At 72.0% G+C, this 18,043-nt stretch carries 10 protein-coding genes and 1 pseudogene; 3 read left to right on the top strand and 8 right to left on the bottom strand.

The features are described 5' to 3' along the window. Positions 1 to 23: 23 nt before the first annotated feature. Together AB0J72_RS32270 and AB0J72_RS32265 are read right to left on the bottom strand one after the other, a co-directional pair. On the bottom strand, positions 24 to 3,287 hold the full coding sequence (locus AB0J72_RS32270) for a GH92 family glycosyl hydrolase (RefSeq protein ID WP_363405144.1): 3,264 nt from the start codon (positions 3,285 to 3,287) through the stop codon (positions 24 to 26). Positions 3,288 to 3,525: 238 nt separating this feature from the next. After that, complete coding sequence (locus AB0J72_RS32265) at positions 3,526 to 6,171, bottom strand: ricin-type beta-trefoil lectin domain protein (protein ID WP_363405142.1); 2,646 nt, start codon at positions 6,169 to 6,171, stop codon at positions 3,526 to 3,528. A 187-nt stretch (positions 6,172 to 6,358) separates the two neighbouring features. Between AB0J72_RS32265 and AB0J72_RS32260 the strand changes: the two genes are divergently transcribed. After that, the gene (locus AB0J72_RS32260) at positions 6,359 to 6,973 is read left to right on the top strand and encodes a DUF1349 domain-containing protein (protein ID WP_363405140.1); all 615 of its coding nucleotides are present in this window, start codon (positions 6,359 to 6,361) and stop codon (positions 6,971 to 6,973) included. Positions 6,974 to 6,992: 19 nt separating this feature from the next. On the opposite strand, the gene AB0J72_RS32255 is transcribed toward AB0J72_RS32260, so the two are convergent. Together AB0J72_RS32255 and AB0J72_RS32250 are read right to left on the bottom strand one after the other, a co-directional pair. Next, the gene (locus AB0J72_RS32255; RefSeq protein WP_363405138.1) at positions 6,993 to 9,545 is read right to left on the bottom strand and encodes an Hsp70 family protein; all 2,553 of its coding nucleotides are present in this window, start codon (positions 9,543 to 9,545) and stop codon (positions 6,993 to 6,995) included. 22 nt (positions 9,546 to 9,567) lie between these two features. Next, positions 9,568 to 10,212, bottom strand: a complete 645-nt coding sequence (locus tag AB0J72_RS32250) for a DNA starvation/stationary phase protection protein (RefSeq protein ID WP_363405136.1) — start codon at positions 10,210 to 10,212, stop codon at positions 9,568 to 9,570. Between the two features lie 81 nt (positions 10,213 to 10,293). Here AB0J72_RS32250 and AB0J72_RS32245 point away from each other — a divergent pair, with 81 nt between their 5' ends. After that, entirely contained in the window at positions 10,294 to 11,157 is an 864-nt protein-coding gene (locus tag AB0J72_RS32245) for a hypothetical protein (protein WP_363405134.1), read from the top strand. Between the two features lie 8 nt (positions 11,158 to 11,165). Here AB0J72_RS32245 and AB0J72_RS32240 read toward each other — a convergent pair whose 3' ends face one another. Then, entirely contained in the window at positions 11,166 to 13,505 is a 2,340-nt protein-coding gene (locus AB0J72_RS32240; RefSeq protein ID WP_363405132.1) for a tetratricopeptide repeat protein, read from the bottom strand. Between the two features lie 62 nt (positions 13,506 to 13,567). Between AB0J72_RS32240 and AB0J72_RS32235 the strand changes: the two genes are divergently transcribed. Next, positions 13,568 to 14,848, top strand: a complete 1,281-nt coding sequence (locus AB0J72_RS32235; protein WP_363405130.1) for an adenosylmethionine--8-amino-7-oxononanoate transaminase — start codon at positions 13,568 to 13,570, stop codon at positions 14,846 to 14,848. On the opposite strand, the gene AB0J72_RS32230 is transcribed toward AB0J72_RS32235, so the two are convergent. The 3 genes and pseudogenes from AB0J72_RS32230 to fabG all read right to left on the bottom strand — a co-directional run bounded on the left by AB0J72_RS32230 (position 14,845) and on the right by fabG (position 18,043). Continuing rightward, positions 14,845 to 16,218 carry a glycosyl hydrolase family 18 protein gene (locus AB0J72_RS32230; protein WP_360560283.1) on the bottom strand — a complete coding sequence of 458 codons (1,374 nt, stop codon included), beginning with the start codon at positions 16,216 to 16,218 and terminating at the stop codon, positions 14,845 to 14,847. The genes AB0J72_RS32235 and AB0J72_RS32230 overlap by 4 nt on opposite strands. Positions 16,219 to 16,631: 413 nt before the next feature. Further along, positions 16,632 to 17,126: pseudogene (locus AB0J72_RS32225) on the bottom strand (leucine zipper domain-containing protein); the annotation flags it as partial. Between the two features lie 185 nt (positions 17,127 to 17,311). Beyond that, positions 17,312 to 18,043 carry a 3-oxoacyl-ACP reductase FabG gene (fabG, locus tag AB0J72_RS32220; protein WP_360560279.1) on the bottom strand — a complete coding sequence of 244 codons (732 nt, stop codon included), beginning with the start codon at positions 18,041 to 18,043 and terminating at the stop codon, positions 17,312 to 17,314.

Here is an 18,043-nt window from a genome sequence, read left to right as displayed (position 1 = left end):
GCCGCCCGTGGTTCCGGCGTCGCTCAGCCGAGCAGTTCGAGCTCCGCCAGCTGGGTCTCCGCGGCCCCGTGGTTGGCCGTGATCTGCAGCCGGTAGCGCGAGAACGACGTGCCGTTGGAGATCACGAACGCTCTGGTCTGCCTGCGGTCGACGAAGTCGATGTTGGTGCGGGTGTCGACCGTCGTCCAGGTGACGCCGTCGTTCGAGCCCTGCAGCGTCCAACTGCGAGGGTCGCGGCCGGGCACGTCGTCGGCGGAGGTCAGCGTGTACTGCTTGACCGTCGCCGACGCGGTGAGCTGGCAGGTGATCGTGGCGGTGGTCGCGAAGGCCAGCCACTTGGTCATCGACGTGTCGTCGACCAGCATCGCGCGGCCCTCGGCGGTGCCGTTCTCCGCGGTGGCGGTGACGGTGCTGCCGGTCGCCTTGTCCTTGAGCTGGACGGGGGCGGCTGTGCCGGTGGTGAGCGAACCGGGGATGTCCGAGGCGCCGGTGCCCCACGACGACGGGTTCGGGCCCATCACGAAGTTCAGCGTGCCGCCCGCGGTGAGGTCCGCGTGCGTCAGGTAGTTCTTCGTGTAGTTGACGCCGTTGAGGGTGGCGCTCTGGATGTAGCGGTTGGTGTCGCTGACGCCGGGGGCGTTGACCGTGAACGTCCGGCCGTTCTCCAGCGTCATCGTCGTCTTCGGGTGCAGCGGCGCGCCGATCGTGTAGTCGGTCGAGCCCATCCGCGCCGGGTAGAAGCCCATCGCGGAGAACACGTACCACGCCGACATCTCACCGTTGTCCTCGTCGCCGAGGTACCCGTTGCCGGTGCCCGCACCGGAGTTGTAGAGGGTGGTGAGCACCCGCCGGACCTGGTTCTGCGTCTTCGCCGGGGTGCCGGCGTAGTTGTACATGTAGAGCATGTGGTGGATGGGCTCGTTGGAGTGCGCGTACTGGCCCATGTTCGTGTCGTACGCCTCGGACATCTCGTGGATCGTCCCGCCGTAGCAGCCGGGCAGGAAGTCCCGGGACGCGGCGAGCACGGCGTCGATCTTCGCCGACAGCTGGGCCTTGCCGCCGTAGAGGTTGGCCATGCCGTTGGGGTCCTGCGGTGCCGCGGTCGCGTAGTGCCACGGCGCGCCCTCGGTGAACTCGCAGCCCCACTCGTTGGGCTTGAAGTTCGCGTCGGTGGTGCGCCACGCGCCGTTGCTCTGCTTGCCGCGGAAGAACCCGACGGACTGCGAGAACAGGTTGGTGTAGTCGAGGGCCTGGTTGCGGAAGTAGGCGGCGTCCTCGGTGTAGCCGAGCGCCTGCCCCATCTGTGCGATGCCGAAGTTGTTGGTCGCGTCCTCCAGGGTCCACGCCGCCGACTCGCCGAGGACGTCGGTCGCCACGTACCCCTTGAACACCGACGTCTGGATGGCCTTGCGGCCCTTGTTGCCGGCGCCGGAGTAGGTGCTCGCGTTCTTCACCATCGACGCGTACGCCGCCTGGTAGTCGAAGTTGCGGACGCCCTTCATGTACGCGTCGGCGAACGCCAGGTCCTGGTTGGTGCCGACCATGATGTCGATCGAGCCCGGCCCGGTCCAGCGCGGCGTCCAGCCGAAGTTCTTGTACGCGTTGACGATGCCGTCGAGCATCTCGCCGGTCCGTGTCGGCGTGAGCAGCGTGTACAGCGGCCAGACCGCGCGGGACGTGTCCCAGAAGCCGTTGTTCACGTACATCTGGCCGTCGTGGATCGTGTTGTCGTAGGGGCTGTGGTACTTGCGGACCCCGCCGACCATCTCGGAGCGGTTGTTCGGGTACATGAACGAGCGGTACATGTTCGAGTAGAACGTGACCTGGTTGTCGCTGGTCGCGCCCTCGATCCGGACCTTGCCGAGGGTCGAGTCCCACAGGGTCGCGGCGTCCTCGCGCACGGTGTCGAAGCTCTTCGCGCCGACCTCCTGGTTGAGGTTGGCGGTGGCCTGCGCGACGCTCATGAACGAGGTGCCGATCTTCAGGGTCACCTGCTCGTTGGCGGCGGTGGCGAAGCGGACCCAGCTGGTCGCGCCCTGGCCGGTGATGGTGCCCGAGGCGGCGATCGCCTTGTCCGTGGTCGCCGAGATGTACAGCGTCTGGCCGCGGTGGTTGATCGAGCCCTGGATCGTCCGGTTGGCGTTGTTGACGGTGAGCGAGCCGCTGGCGCTGTCGACGGTGTCGAACAGGATCACCGACTCCGCCGCCGACGGGAACGTGAAGCGCATGACGCCGGCGTGGTCGGTCGGCGCGATCTCCGCGGTGATCCCGTACGTGTCGAGCCGCGTCTTGTAGTAGTGCGCCTTCGCCACCTCGTTGGCGTGGGTGAAGGTCGACTTGCGCGAGTCCGGCGTCGACTTCACCGCGCCGGTCATCGGCATGACCTGCAGCTGCGCGTAGTCACCGATCCACGGGCTCGGCTCGTGGCTGATCGCGAAGCCCTGCACGGTCGTGGCCTTGTACTCGTACAGCCAGCTGTCGTTGTTGCCGTTGGTCACCGGGGTCCAGAAGTTGAAGCCGTTCGGGACCGTCGCGCCGGGGAACGTGTTGCCGCGCGAGTAGCTGAAGCTGGAGTTGGAGCCGCGCCGGGTGTCGACGTAGTCCGACAGCCGGGCCGCGGTGCCGCCGTCGGCGCTGATCTGGATGTCGTCGAACCAGCCGCGGAACAGCCCCGTGTTGAGCGGCTGGTCGTAGGCGACCATGATCCGGTCGATCGTCTTGCCGGCCCGGACCGCGCCGATGTTCGACGTGACGTAGTTCCACGTGTCGAAGTTGAGGACCGAGCCGTTGCCCTGGAACGTCGGGTGGACCCGCACGCCGTGCTGGTCCACCGCGCCGGAGTCGCGCAGGTTGGTGCCGTCGGTGAACATCAGGTCGACCGCGACGTCGAGGTGCCCGCCGGACTGGGGGTACACCCAGTAGGACAGCGTGCTGGCGGCGCCGACCGGGATGTCGACGTCGAAGACCCGGTTGTACGAGAAGGACGTCGTCGCGCTCAGGTCGTTGCCCGAGTACAGCAGCGCGGTCGTCCCGGTGTGCGCCGTTCCGGTGCCCGGGATGCTCTCCATGCCGGTCAGCGCGCAGCAGTAGCCGCCGACGCCGTTGCTGTTCTCGACGCTGTTGGTCCAGGTCGGCTGCGGTTCGCCGGCCTCGAAGCTGGTCGACCAGTCGCCGGGGGCGGCGGCCGCCGGCTCGGTGAACACGGTGGCGCTGATCAGGCTCGCGGCGAGGGCGGCCGCCGCGAACCAGGCGCGTCTGCGGGTGGAACGGGGGCGGGGGAGTGTCATGCGGCAACCTGCCGTTTCGGTGAGGGTTGTCTCGCCGCTTCCGACATCGTTGTCAGCGCGCGTGCCAGCACCAGCCGTCGACGCTGGGGATGGCGTGCGCACACCTGGCGGGGCGGCGCTTCTCAAGGGGGCGGGACGTTCACTACGGAGATTCGCGCCGATATCGAGTTTTGTCAACTCTTGACAAATCGCGATGGCGGGGGGCGGCGAACCGCCACCCCCCGCCAATCCACGGTCGTTACTGCTTCAGGAACACCTGTGCGGCGCTGCCGTTGCAGTCCCAGAGCTGGAGCCGGGCCCCGTTGTTCGTGGAGCCGTTCGGGGAGTCCAGGCAGCGGCCCGACTGCGGGTTGCGCAGCGAGCCGTTGGGCTGCGGCACCCACTGCTGGGCCCCGCCGCCGTTGCAGTCCCACAGCTGGATCAGGGTGCCGTTGGCGGTGCCGTTGCCGGTCGCGTCCATGCACCGGTTGAGCGTGCGCAGCGCGGTGCCGTCCCACGCCCAGTGCTGGTCCACGGCGTAGGGCTGGCAGCCCCACAGCTGCACGGCGGCGCTGTTGCCGCCCGTGTCGTCGGCGGCAACGTCGACGCACTGGCCGCCCGGGCCGTTGACGAAGGTGGCGCCGGGGGAGCCGCCACCCATGCGGAACACCTGCGCACCGCTGCCGTTGCAGTCCCAGAGCTGGAGCCGGGCCCCGTTGGCCGTGGAGCCGCTGGGGGAGTCCAGGCACCGGCCGGACTGCGGGTTGCGCAGCGAGCCGTTGGGCTGCGGCACCCACTGCTGCGCGCCGCCGCCGTTGCAGTCCCACAGCTGGATCAGGGTGCCGTTGGCGGTGCCGTTGCCCGTCGCATCCAGGCAGCGGCCGAGTGTCTGCAGCGCACTCCCGTTCCAGGACCAGTGCTGGTCGACGGCGCTGAGCTGGCAGTCCCACAGCTGCGCCGCGGAGCCGTTGCCGCCGGTGTCGTCGGCCGCGATGTCGACGCACTTGCCGCCGGGGCCGGTGACCGGCGCCCCGGGCGGCGGGCCGGCGGTGTTGAGCCGCTTCGAGGCCGCGATCATCTGCTGGTTCGCGGCGCGGATGCGGGCCCCGTCGTACTTGAGCACCTGCCGGTCGTAGGTCCAGAAGCCGTTGAACTCGCCCTCGACGTCGAACGGCTGGGTGTAGACCATCCCGGCCAGCCCGCGCGAGTAGACCAGGTTGAGCGCCTGGGCCTGGACGGCGATGTACCGGTCGGTGGCCGACGTCCCGTTCGGGTGCGTCTCGTAGGCGAAGAAGCCGCCGTTCGGGCTGTACTCGTGCCCCGGGGAGCGCACGCCGAGGCCGCCGTACTCGCCGAGGACCGCCGTGCGGGTGCTGGTCGGCGTCGGGGAGTTGGGCCCGACGTACCAGTGCCAGTCCTGGATGTCGCCGTTGCCGGGGTCGCCCTTCGAGTTGCAGCAGTTGTAGCCGCTGTGCGCGTTGACGAGCCGGGTCGGGTCCTGGTTCTTGACGTTGTTCACCACGCGGGTCGTGTCGGCGAGGTTCCACTCGCCCCAGCCCTCGTTGAACGGCACGTACACGATCACCGCCGGCGACGACCGGTGCTCGTCGACGATCTGCCCGACCTCGGTCTCCCACTGCGCGTGCTGCGCCGCGGTGCCGGGCGCCTCGCCCATGCTCGGCATGTCCTGCCACACCAGCAGCCCGAGCCGGTCCGCGTGGTAGAACCAGCGCTGCGGCTCCACCTTGATGTGCTTGCGGACCATGTTGAAGCCGAGGTCCTTGATCTTCTGCAGGTCGCCGGCGAGCGCCGCGTCGGTCGGGGCCGTGTAGAGCCCGTCGGGCCAGAAGCCCTGGTCGAGCACGCCGCTCTGGAGCACGAACTGCCCGTTCAGCGTGGGCACGAGCTTGCCGTTGACCACGGCCTTGCCGACCTCACGCATGCCGAAGTAGTGCATCGTCTGGTCCACGGTCGCGCCGGCGCCGTTGCGCAGCGAGATCCGGAGGTTGTACAGGAAGGGGTCGTCCGGCGACCACCGCCGCGCGTTGGGGACCGGGACGGTGAAGTCCGTGAAGCCGCCCGTCGCCGTGCCGACCACGGTCGTGCCGTCCATCGCCTCGGCCAACACCGAGTGCCCGCTGACGTCGCCCCTGGTGAAGACCCGGATCCGCAACGTGTTGTTGGAGATGTTGGGGTACAGGTCGGCGCTGAAGATCGACGCGGTCGGCGTCGGCTCCATCCACACCGTCTGCCAGATGCCCGACGACGGCGTGTACATGATGCCGCCCGGGTCGCGCACCTGCTTGCCGCGGGCGATGTTGAGCCCGGGCGTGTCCGACGGGTCGTAGGCCCGCACGATCAGCTCGTTGGTGCCCCCGTTGAGCTGCGGCGTGATGTCGAACTCGAAGCGGTCGTAGCCGCCGGTGTGCCCGCCGACCTGCACGCCGTTGACCCACACCGTGGTCTGCCAGTCGACCGCGCCGAAGTGCAGCTGGACGCGCCGCCCGGCCCACCCGGCCGGCACCGTGAACGTGCGGCGGTAGAACAGGTACAGCCGGTTGTCGTTCGCGGGCCGCTTGATCCCGGAGAGCGCCGACTCCACGGGGAACGGGACGTTGACCCGCTCCGGCAGCGTCTGGCCGAAGACGGGGTTGTCGTTGGTGGTCGACTGGCGCAGCTGCCACTCACCGTTGAGGTTGAGCCAGTCCGGACGGGTCATCTGCGGCCGCGGGTACTCCGGCAGCGGCTGGCCGGCGAGCGCCTGGCTCGTCCACGGGGTGGTGAGGGGCGACGGCTGGGCCGGCGCGGCCCCCGCGGGCGGCGCGGCGGACACCGCCGTCCCGAGGCCGAGCACCGCGGCGAGGACTGTGGTGAGCAGCCTCCGCCGGTGACGTGATGCGGACATGAGCGTTCTCCTTGGCGGACGGAGTCCGACACCGCTGGCGGCAGGTATCGGTGGATGCTGATTTCGCATGTTAACGATGTCACACAGAAATCAACAGAACCGCTCAGGAAATAGACTCGATCCAACCCTTTGATCGGAGCCCGAACTAAGGTCCGCGAGGTCCCGGGTCTCGCGTAGCGTGGTGGAGGTGGACGACCTCGTGTTCGACGGTGTGCCGCTGCGCTTCCGTGCCTCCGGGCCCCGCACCGCGCCGGCGCCGGTGCCCGTGGCCGGTGGGCTGCGGGTCTCGGGCGGGCCCGGCGCCGACCTGTTCCTGGACCCGGCCGGCGGGTCGAGCCGGCCCGACGCCGAGCGGTTCACCGCCCGGGTCGACGGCGACTTCCAGCTCAGCGCGCACGTCGAGCCGGTCCTGCGGGACACGTTCGACTCCGCGGTGCTGCTCGCCTGGATCGACGACGAGAACTGGTGCAAGATCTGCGCCGAGCTCGACCCCGAAGGCATCCCGCGCGTCGTCACCGTCGTGACCCGCGCCGGCGCCTCCGACGACGCCAACGGCTGGCCGTATGAAGGGTCCGGCATCCACCTGCGGATCAGCCGGATGGGTTCGGTCTTCGCGCTGCACACCTCCGGCGACGGCGTCACCTGGCAGCTGGCCCGCGTGTTCGCGCTGCCCCTCGCGCCCGGCGCGCCGGTCGAGGCCGGGCTGCTGGTCCAGTCGCCCCGCGGGCCCGGCACGACGGCCGACTTCTCCGCCGTCAGGTTCGCCCGGACCCGCCTCGCCGACCTGCGCGACGGGTCCTGACCTCCGCGGGCGGACCCGCCTACTTGACGGTCACGTCCAGCTCGGCCACGTCGGTCGGCTTCCGGGCGTCACCCGCGATGTCGACCACGCGCAGCTTGTACGTGCCGGGCACGTACTTGAACTGGAAGCCGAGGTTGCGGGCGGGCGCCAGGTTCTCCGAGCCGGACGACATCGCCTCGTTCGGCGCGCTCTTCGGGGCGACCTCGGTGCCGTCGGGCAGGCCGAGCCGGAAGTGCTCCGCGCCCACGTACTTGCTGCTCTTGCCGTCGTAGCGGATGTCGAGCTTGCAGGTGAAGACCCGGTTGTCCTTCAGCGCCTGGCCGTTGTAGTCCAGGAAGCCGCCGCGCACATCGCAGGTGGTGAACGTGACCTGCAGATCGTGGATCGTGACGGACTTGTTCTGCAGCACGTTGACCGGCTCGTAGGCGACGACCTCGCCGCCGCCGAGCGGGATCTTGGCCTGGGCCTCCTTGCCGTCGCCGATGAGCAGCGTGCCGGTGCCGATGCTGGCCTTCAGCGGGTCGTACACGGCGAAGGACACGTGGAAGTTGCTCTTCTGGCCGCCGGAGACCTGCGACGTCTCCTTGAACCGGCCCGAGTACTCCTGGCCGTCGATCTGGAACGCCATCCGCACGCCGTAGGACTGCACGGTGTCGTCGCCGAGGTTCTCCATCTGGACCTCGGCGACCAGCGGGTCCTCGTCGGCGTCGGCCTCGTAGGTCATCTTGCCGAAGGTGAGCTTGACCTGGCCGTACCAGACGGCCTTGTTGATGTCGACGGTCTGCTGCTTCGCGCCCGGCTTGGCGTCCTTGGTGCTGGCCGGGCCGGCCTCGGTGGCGCCGCCGCCGGTGCCGCGGTTGCCGTTGCCGGTGCTGACGGTGGGGTTGTCGACGGGCTTGTCGTTGCTCACGGCCCGGTACGTGACGACGCCGCCGATGCCGAGCAGCAGCACGAGCGCGACCGCGATGCCGATGACGAGCCCGGGCCGGGCGCCGCTCGCCGGGCGCGGCGGGGGCGGGCCGAAGGGCGGCACCCCGGGCGGGCCGCCGGGCGTCGCCGGGCTGCCACCGTGACCGAACTGGGCGGTCGCCGGCGCCTGGCTGCCGAACGCGGCCCCGGCCATGGCACCACCGGGCGCGGCGAAGCCCTGCGGGCCGCCGGGCGGCGCGAAGCCCGGGTGGCCGCCCGGGGCGTTCAGGGGCGGGGCGCTCGCGGGTGGGCCGCTGGACGGCGGGCCGCTCTGCGGGAAGGCGTTCGGCGGGGCGGAGACCGGGGCGCCGGACGCCGGCGGGAGGCCGCCGATCCAGGTGGGCGGCGACGAGGGCGACGCGGCCGGCGACATCGGGCCCGTCACGGGCGCGGACACCTGCGTGGCGGGTCCGCCACCCGCGGGTCCGGAGACGGGCACGGCGCCCATCGGCGCACCCATGCCCGGCAGGCGCGGCCCGGTCTGCGGGCCCGAGACGGGCCCCGCGACCGGCCCGGGGCGGCTCGGCATCGCGGCGATCGCGCTGCCCAGGGCCACCACCAGCTCCGGCTGCTCGATGATCGTGGGGGCGACGCCGAGCCGCTGGTGCAGCAGCGTGCTGACCATCGGGATGCGGCTCGACCCGCCGACCAGGAACAGCCCGGCGATCTGGTCGGTGCGCACGCCGGCGCGCTGGAGCGTGTTGGCGGTCAGGTCGACGGTGCGCTGCAGGTAGGGCCGCGACACCTGCTCGAACTCGGCCCGCGTGACGTGCAGGTCGACCTCGAACAGCGGCACGTGCACGCCCGCCGACGAGGTGCGCGACAGCTGCTCCTTGGCGGTGCGCACGTCCTCGCGGAGCAGGAAGCTGCGCCGGCGGGAGATGTCGTCGGTGGGGTCGGTGAGCTGCCGCCACTGCTCGGCGTTGCCCATCGCGAGGCTCTGCCCGACGTCGGCGAGCAGGGCCGCGTCGAGGTCGACGCCGCCGACGTCGGGCAGGCCGTCGCTGGCGAGGACGTCCCAGCCGCCGTCGGGCCGCCGGCGCAGGACGGAGGTGTCGAACGTGCCGCCGCCGAAGTCGTACACCACCAGGACGCCGCCGGGAGCGATCTGCCGCCCCATGACGGTGGTGAAGTAGGCGGCGGCCGCGATCGGCTCGGGCACGAGGATCGGGGCGGGCATGCCGGCGCGCGCGGCGGCGTCGGCCAGGACGGACCGGCGGTGGGTCGCCCAGTTGGCCGGATAGGTGAGCACGGTGCGCACCGGCATGATGCCGAGCACCCGCGACGCCTCGTCGGCGGTGCGCCGCAGGACGGCCGCGAGCAGGTCCGACACCGGATAGTCGCGAGGGCCGAGCAGCACGCTGCCGTCGTCGATGCGGCGCTTCGGGTTGGGCTCGAAGCGGCTCGGGTCCAGGCGGGCGCTGCGCTCGGCGTCCTTGCCGGTGAGCAGGTGCCCGTCGACCTCCGCGAACACCGACGACGGCAGCAGGAAGCTCGCGTCGAAGAGCAGGGGCTGGCTGCGACCGTCGGCAGAGGTCAGCGCCGCAACCGTGTGGGTGGTCCCCAGGTCGACGCCCAACTGCGAGTCGGATTGCCTCGTCACGCCGACACGGTATCTCCTTCCATCAACGCCTGGTCCTGGTGGCTTCCTCCGTCCGTACGAGCGGGGTGTCGACGAGGTGCTCGGCCAGGAACCACGCCTGCAGCTCGCCGGTGCGGATCACCTCGGAGACCAGCATGTCGTTGGTGCCGTCGTCGCCCATCGCGCCCGTCTTCGCCGCCGCGTCGTGCGCCTCGGTCAGGATCATCTCGTGCGCCTCGAGCAGGCGCGACAGCATCGCCGGCACCTCCTCGGCCCCGTCCGGCGGCCGCGGCACCCGGGTGAGCTCCGCGACGTGCCGCGGGTCGCCGACCGCGATGCCGCCCAGGGTCTGCACCCGCTCGGCGACCGCGTCGACGAGCTCCAGCTGCTCGCCGGCGTGCTTGTCGAGCAGCAGGTGCAGCTGGTAGAAGGTCGGGCCGCGCATCAGCCAGTGGTGCTTCTTGTAGAGCGCGAACAGGATCTGGGTGTCGGCGAGGATCTGGTTGAGCCGCTCGCAGGAGTACATCCGGGTCTCCGCGGACAGCGCGACCGGGAACTGCCGGACGGTGCCGAACCGCTGGATCTCGGTGCTCTGTTGGTGCAGCCAGGGCTGGCTGCCTTTCTTCTTCGTCGCTGCCGGCGTGCTGGTTTTCGCCGTGGCTGGCGTGATGGTTTTCGCTGGTGGCATGGTGGCGCTCTGCCCACCTCCGACGGCGGCAACCTCACCCGGGGGCGGAACCGGAGGGTGGGGCGGTGCGTCAGAGCCGGTATGAGACAGCTGCGCGTGCTCGCCGCCACCCTGGTGCTTTCCCTGTTCATGGCCGCCGCCGGCTGCGGCGCCGAACCGGCCGGCGGCACGTCGGCGGGCTCGTACGGCGCAGACGACCTCGTCCTGCGCGTCGACGTCTCCGGCGGCATGGTCCCGGTCGCGATGACCGTCACGGAGGTGCCGACGCTGAGCGTGTATGGCGACGGCCGGGTCGTCACCAACGGGCCCGTGATCGAGATCTATCCGGGCCCCGCCCTGCCGAATGTGCAGCTGCAGCGGATCAGCACCGCCGACGTGGCGAAGCTGGTCGACCGGGCGGTCGACGCGGGCGTGGGCAAGCAGGCCGACTTCGGCATGCCCAACGTCGCCGACGCGCCCACCACGCACATCATGGTCCGCACCGCCGCCGGCGAGCAGGTCAGTGACGTCCCGGCGCTCGGCATCGGCGAGGACGAGCTGTCCGGCTCGCAGCGCGCCGCCCGGGACCGGCTCAAGCGCCTCGTGGAGGCGCTCACCGACCTGCCGTCGACGCTGGGCAAGGGCGCGGTGTCGGAGTCGGCGGCGTATCCGGCGGCGGGCGTCGCGGCCGTCGCCGTCCAGTGGACCGAGGCGGGCGGTGACGAGGGCCTGCAGCCGCAGGCGCCGGTGGCGTGGCCGGGTCCGGCGCTGCCCGGCGAGCCGGTCGCGGACCGGCCGGGGGTGCACTGTGTGAGCGCCACCGACGGGCAGGGCGCCCAGATCCTGGCCGCCGCCGGGAAGGCCAACTCCCGGACGCCGTGGTCGTCGGCCGGCTCGAACTGGCAGGTGACGTTCCGCCCGCTGCTGCCGGGCGAGTCCAGCTGCGCCGACCTGACCCATCGCTGAGCCGGGCGCTAGGCCACCCGGGCGCGGAGCTGGTCGGCGTCGGGGTGGCCGAGGTCCTCGAGGATGGTGAGGGCGGCGAGCCAGCAGGCGCGGGCCTCCGCGTCGGCGCCCGCCGCCCGGTGCAGGTCGCCCAGGTGGGTATGGGTCTCCGACTCGCCGTAGCGGTCGCCGATCTCCCGCCACAGCTCCAGGGCCTGCCGGTAGCACTCGACGGCCGGCTCGTGCTCGCCGAGCTGGTGGTGGATGAAGCCGATGCTGTCCCAGCTGTAGGCCTCGCCGGTCCGGTCCCCGATCCGCTGCTGCAGCTCGAGGGCCTGGTGGCAGTGGTCGAGGGCCTCCCGGTGCTCGCCTGACGCGGCGTACAACCAGCCGAGGTTCGCCAGCGCCGAGCCCTGCCCCGCCTGGTCGCCGGTGGCGCGCAGGAGGTCGAGGGAGCGCAGCAGGTGCCCGATCGCGTCGCGGGGGCGGGCCTGCCGGTCGGCGATGAAGCCGAGGTTGCCGTGGACGCGGGCCCTTCCGGCGTCGTCGCCGACGTGCCCGTACCGGTCGAGGGCCAGCTCCAGGTGGGTGGCGGCGGCGTCGTAGTCGCCCATCCGGATGCAGGCCCGCCCGAGCTGGTGGGCGCTGACCGCCTCGCCCGCGACGTCGCCGGCCCGCCGCGCGGACGCCAGGGCGACCCGCTGCGCGGCGAGCAGGTCCGGCCAGTGGCCGCGCCGGTCGAGGTGGTCCACGAGCGTCCACGCGAGCCGCCACGCGTGGCCGTCGTGGCCGGTGGCGGCGGCCTCCCGGACGGCGGCGAGGAGCGTGTGGTGCTCCACGGCGAACCAGGCGAGCGCCTGCGCCTCCGTGCCGGGCGTGGCGGCGGCGGGCAGGCCCGGCAGCGGCGTGCGGTGCGGGTCGAGCAGCAGCGCCGCGGTGTGCGCGGTGTGCAGGGAGTGCTCCAGGAGCCGCACCGTGGCGGCGTCGCGGTCGGCCGGGCCGTCGAGGGTGCCGGACAGTTCGGCGGCGTACGCGCGGAGCAGGTCGTGCGCGACGAACCGGCCGGGCGCGTGCTCGGTGAGCAGGCTCGCGTGGGTGAGCTCGGCGAGGGCCCGCCACGCGCCGGCCGGCTCCCCGTGGACCTCGCCGAGCAGCGCGGCCGCGGCGTCCCGGCCCACGTCGGGGCCGGGGGCGAGGGACAGCCGCCGGAAGAGCGTGGCGGCGGGGGCGCTCAGCCGCTGGTACGACCAGTCGAACACCGGCCGCACGCCGGCGTCGTGCAGCACCCGCTCGGTCCGCAGCTCGTGCGCGAGGACGCCGAGCGGCAGGTCCGGGTGCGCGGCGGCGCGGGCGGCCACGATCACCAGCGCGAGGGGCAGCCGGGCGCAGGTGCCGGCGATCGCGTCGACGGCGGCGGGCTCGGCCTCGACGCGGGCGGCGCCGATCCGGGTGGCGAACAGCCGCCGGGTCTCCCCGGCGGTGAGCAGGTCGAGGGTGACGGGCACGGCGCTGTCGGTGGCGACCAGCCCGGCGAGCTGGTTGCGGCTGGTGACCAGGGCGAGGCTGCCGGAGCCGCCGCCGGGCAGCAGCGGCCGGACCTGCTCCGCGTGGGCGGCGTTGTCGAGCACGACGAGGACCCGGCGGCCGGTCAGGAGGCTGCGGAAGAGCCCGATCCTCGCGTCCAGCTCCGCCGGGACCTGGTCGGGCGCCACGCCGAGGGCGGTGAGGAACGCCCGGAGCGCCTCGTCCGCGGTCACCTCCGGGGCAGCGCCGAACCCCCGCAGGTTCACGTACAGCTGGCCGTCCGGGAACCGTTCGATGACCCGGTGCGCCCAGTGCACCGCGAGCGCGGTCTTGCCGACCCCCGCGGTGCCGATGACGACGACGGTGCCGCCCTCGGTAGCGCCGTTGACGGCCGCGTCGAGCCGCGCGATCGCCGCGGCCCGCCCGGTGAAGGCGTCCGGCGCGGCCGGCAGCTGGTGCGGCACGGACGGGTCGGCGGCCTGCTCCGCCGGGCCCGACTCGTCGGCCCGGGCGTGCTCCTCCACGCGGTCGCGGGCGTCGGATCGGGCGTGCTCCTCGACGCGGTCGCGGGCGTCGGCGAGCGCGCCGAGCTCCTCCGGCGCCGCGTCGAGCAGCTGGACGAGCTCGTCGAAGCGGTCCGCCGGCGGGACGATCTTGCCGGTCAGGTAGCCGCCGATGCTGCCGTGGGACCAGCCGGTGCGGCCCGCGAGCTCGCGGTAGGTCAGCGGTGGCTCGCCCCGCCGCCGGGCCTGCCGCCGGCGCAGGTGCCGTAAGAGCTCGGCGAGGTCGTCCACGTTCTCGACCTTCGATGCGGTCGCCAGGACCGCCGCGCTGTCGCTGTCCATGATGGAGCGGCAGGATACCAACCCGGCACCAGTCCTCCGGCCGGCGTCGATAGGGTCGCTGCATGCGTGTCGAGGAGCTGCTGGCGTTGGACCGGGCGCACGTCTGGCACCCGTACGGGCCGATGCCCGGGCGGAGCGCCCCGCTCGTCGCGGCCTCGGCGGAGGGGGTGCGGATCCGCCTGGCGGAGCCGTTCGAGGGCCACGACGAGCTGGTCGACGGGATGGCGTCGTGGTGGTCGGCGATCCACGGGTACCGGCACCCGGTCCTCGACGCGGCCGCGCTGGGGCAGCTCGGCCGGATGAGCCACGTGATGTTCGGCGGGTTCACGCACGAGCCGGCGGTCTCGCTCGCGGCGCGCCTCGTCGAGCTGACGCCGGAGCCGCTGCGGCACGTGTTCTTCAGCGACTCGGGGTCGGTGTCGGTCGAGGTCGCGGTGAAGATGTGCCTGCAGTACCAGCGCTCGCTGGGCCGCCCCGCGAAGCGCCGGCTGCTGACCTGGCGCGGCGGGTACCACGGCGACACCTTCCACCCGATGTCGGTCTGCGACCCCGACGGCGGGATGCACAGCCTGTGGACGGGGGTGCTGCCGGCGCAGGTGTTCGCGCCGGAACCGCCGGCGGCGTTCGACCCGGCCTACGCGGCGGCGCTGACCGCGCTCATCCACGAGCACGCGCATGAGCTCGCGGCGGTGATCGTCGAGCCGGTCGTGCAGGGCGCCGGCGGGATGCGCTTCCACGCGCCGGAGTACCTGCGGGTGCTGCGGGACGCGACCCGCGACGCGGACGTCCTGCTGATCTTCGACGAGATCGCGACCGGGTTCGGCCGCACCGGCGCGCTGTTCGCCGCCGACCACGCCGGGGTCTCGCCCGACGTGATGTGCCTGGGCAAGGCGCTCACCGGTGGGTACCTGTCGCTGGCCGCGACCCTGTGCACGGCCGAGGTCGCCGACGGCATCTCGCGGGGGAGCGTGCCGGTCCTGGCGCACGGCCCCACGTTCATGGCCAACCCGCTGGCCTGCGCGGTCGCCGGGGCGTCGGTGGACCTGCTCCTCGACGGCGACTGGCAGGGCGACGTGAAGCGGATCGAGACGGTGCTCTCCTCCGGTCTGGAGGAGGCCCGCGAGGTGCCGGGTGTCGCCGATGTACGGGTCCTCGGCGGGATCGGTGTCGTCCAGCTCGACCACGAGGTGGACATGGCGGCGGCGACGCGGGCGGCCGCAGCGCACGGGGTGTGGCTGCGGCCGTTCCGCGATCTGATCTACACGATGCCGCCGTACGTGACGACCGCTGCCGATCTGTCGCTCATCGCGGCGGGCGTCGTGGCGGCGGCTGCCGCCGGTTAGCGGCCCTGCAGCGACTTCACGTTGTCGCCGAAGGACCAGCCCTTCGAGCCGTCCCAGTTGATCGACCAGGTCATCAGGCCCTTGAGCTGGGTGTTGTACGCCTGCGACACCAGCGACGGGCTCATGTAGCCGCCACCCGCACCGGTCTGGGCGGGCAGGCCGGGGACCTGCTTGTCGTACGGCACCCGGATGGTGACGCCCTGGATGGTGAGGCCGCTGTTGAGGCAGTTCGTCTGCACCTGGAAGCCCTGGACGGTGCCGGCCGAGTAGGAGTCACCGGCGCAGCCGTACATGCTGCCGTTGTAGTACTGCATGTTCAGCCACCACAGCCGGCCGTTGTCGACGTACTTCTTGATGATCGGCAGGTACGAGCCCCAGATCGAGCCGTAGGTGACGCTGCCGCCGGTCACGTACGCCGTCTCCGGCGCCATCGTCAGGCCGAAGTTCGACGGCATCTGCGCGAGCACGCCGTCGATGATCCGGATCAGGTTCGCCTGCGACGTCGACAGCGTGTTGATGTTGCCGCTGCCGGTGAGCCCGGTCTCGATGTCGATGTCGATGCCGTCGAAGTTGTAGGTCTTGAGGATCGGCACGATCGTCGCGACGAACCGGTCGGCGACGGCGCTGGAGCTCAGGTCGATGCCGGCGGCCGCACCACCGATCGACATGAGGATCGTCGCGCCGGCCGCCTTCGCCGCGCACATCTCGGCGGGCGTGGACACCTTGACGCCGGCGTCCATGCCGTCCTCCCACAGCACGGTCCCGTCGGACCGGATCACGGGGAACGCGGCGTTGATGACGTTGTACCCGTGCTGCTTGATCCGCGCGTCGGTGATCGGGACCCAGCCCATGCCCGGGTGCACGCCGTTCGAGGCGCCGTCCCAGTTCTCCCAGTACCCCTGCAGGACCTTCCCGGCGGGCCGCGACTTCACCGCGCAGGTGCTGCCACCCGGCGACGTCGACGTGGACGGGCTGCTGCTCGGGCTCTTGCTCGCGCTCGGGCTGGTGCTGGGGCTCCGGCTGGCGCTCGGGCTGGTGCTCGGGCTCCTGCTCGCGCTCGGGCTGGTGCTGGGCGTGCCGCCGGTGCACGCGCCGAGGTCCTTCCACAGCGACGGGGTCGACGCCGGGTTCCAGCCCGCACCCACGTACGCGGTGTGCGTGACCAGCGCCTGGTACAGCTTCCCGCCGTAGGTGACCTGGGTGCCGGCCGTATAGGTGTTGCCCTCCGCCCACGCGGGCGCCGAGCACGCGACGGCGGCGGCGGCGTTGCTGGCGGCCTCCGCCTGGGTGACGGTGGCCATGACCATGCCCGCCACTAGCGTCACCGCCGCGCCGGCAATCAGGGCAAATGTTCGACGTTGCGCTCTCATAGCGAGCCCTCCACATCGATGGGATCGATGGGCAGGGACTGTATCAGTTAAGTTTCTTTCACAAAAGAAGTACCTCTATGTGCGCAGGTCGTAGCGTTGCGCGCTTTAAGGTTCTGTTACGTTACGCCCCGCCCGGCCCTCTCCGTCCGGCCCGCTCAAGACGTCCGGAACCGGAAGGCGCCGCCCCTCCCGCAAAGGTGCGGCGGTCGTGCGCCACCCCCACCCGAGGCGACGAACACGCCGCCGGTCGCGCCGCCCCTAAAGGTCGCCCGGTCTCGGGTGCGGGCTCCGGCCACGCGGCGGCAGTTGTTCGGCGCCGGCCAGCCGCCCGCGATGCTCGGCCATACAGGAAGCAGTAGCCGAGCCGGGAACCACCGTAGGCGTCGGTGGCGTGTCCCGGGGGTGGCGGTGCGGTTGAGATTGCCCTGCGCTCGGCCCTGCGTGCGCCAGCCACCGCCGTCGGGGATGTTGCCCAGCTTCTTCACGTCCACGTGGACCAGGTCGCCCGGCGCGGGGTGTTCGTAGCGACGGACCGGTTTGGCGGTGGCTCGGTCCAGATGTGCCAGACGGGCGACGCCGGCGCGGCGCAGGATCGCGTGACAGGTCGACGCGGGCAGGCCCAGGCGTCAGCCGAGCCGGACCGGTCCCAGCCGTTTCGTGCGGCGCAGGTGCGGGACCCGTCGTTCGGCCGGCTGGGGTGGGCGGGCCGGGCTGCGGTGCGGGCGGCTGGACCGGTCACGCATGCCCGCGGTGCCTTCGGTCCGGTGCCGGTCGGCCCACCGTTTCGCGGTCGTCACCGCGACCTGGAACCGGTCAGCGGCCCGGCGAAGCGGCCAGCCGTCGTCGACGACACAACGAGCAAGCCGCAATCGGCCGAGTTCGGTCAACGGGGCGTCAGCGTGGGGCACGAGGACCTCCCGGGTGGTGCGGAACCTTCGACAAGCTCCACCTCACCCGGAGGTCCTCATCTGTTCAGGAACTTCGCCCTGTTACCAACGTCCGTGGGGAATCTCGACGGTCACCTCCAGCGGCCCCGGCGGGGAGGCGTACCGACACTCAAGCACAGGGGTGCGACAGAAATCCTGGGCAGGCGTCAGCGGGCGCCGCCGTTGACGTAGAGGGTCTGGCCGGAGACGTAGGAGGCCTCGTCGCTGGCGAGGAACGCGATCACGGCGGCGACCTCCTCCGGCTGGCCGACCCGGCGCAGCGGGGTGCGGGCGGCGACCTCCTTCTGGTGGTCCTCCGGGGTGCTGCCGACGCGGGAGGCGGTGGCGGCGGTCATCGGCGTGGCGATGTAGCCGGGCGCGACGGCGTTGACGGTGATGTTGTACGGGCCGAGCTCGATCGCCAGGGTCGCCGTGAGGCCCTGGACGCCGGCCTTGGCCGCGGCGTAGTTGGCCTGGCCGCGGTTGCCGAGCGCGGAGCGGCTGCTGAGGTTGACGATGCGGCCGGAGCGGGCCGGCACCATGTGCCGCTGCGCGGCGTGGCAGCACAGGAACATGCTGGTCAGGTTGGTGGTGAGGACTGCTTCCCACTCCTCGAACGGCATCTTGAAGAGCAGGTTGTCGCGGGTGATGCCGGCGTTGTTGACGAGGATGTCGAGCGAGCCGAGGTCCTCGACGACGCGGTCGAACGTGCGGTCGACCGCGCCCTGGTCGGTGACGTCGCAGGAGTACGCGGTGCCGACGCCGTCGGGGACGCGGGACGCGTCCAGGTCGAGCAGCGCGACGCGGGCGCCCTGGGCGGCGAGCAGGCGGGCCGTCGCCAGGCCGATGCCCTGCGCGGCCCCGGTGACAAGAGCGACTTTTCCGTTGAATCGCGACAT

This window comes from Dactylosporangium sp. NPDC049742, from assembly GCF_040674675.1.
Lineage (GTDB): Bacteria > Actinomycetota > Actinomycetes > Mycobacteriales > Micromonosporaceae > Dactylosporangium > Dactylosporangium maewongense.
The sequence above is the reverse complement of the archived record's forward strand: the minus strand, read 5'-3'. Positions and strand labels throughout refer to the sequence as shown.